Here is a 296-nt window from a genome sequence, read left to right on the forward strand (position 1 = left end):
AACCGTTGAACGGAGCAGCAATCCAGTTAGCAATCGTTGAGAAGAAATAGCCAAACACTAACAGCACAGAGATGACAGCCAGGGGCCACAACAGATAGCTCAGCCATTGTAACCAGTCCGGAACATAACTCATGAGCGTCGGGATCCAGACATCGAGTTGCGTAAAGAGCCACCAGAATGCGCCCCCCATCAACAAAATATTGACCAGCAGCGGTAAAATAACGAAACGCCGAATCCCAGGTTGCAAGACGAGCTTCCAGCCTTGCGCAAAATAGTAAAAACCGCTGCGTGGGGCA

At 50.3% G+C, this 296-nt stretch carries 1 protein-coding gene; it reads right to left on the minus strand.

The window, feature by feature from the left end; genetic code table 11:
- On the minus strand, positions 1-296 hold a 296-nt coding region (cysZ, locus tag LZP73_RS20085), incomplete at both ends, for a sulfate transporter CysZ (protein ID WP_234236683.1).

It is taken from the genome of Shewanella sp. AS16 (assembly GCF_021412365.1).
GTDB classification, from domain to species: Bacteria; Pseudomonadota; Gammaproteobacteria; order Enterobacterales; family Shewanellaceae; genus Shewanella; species Shewanella salipaludis.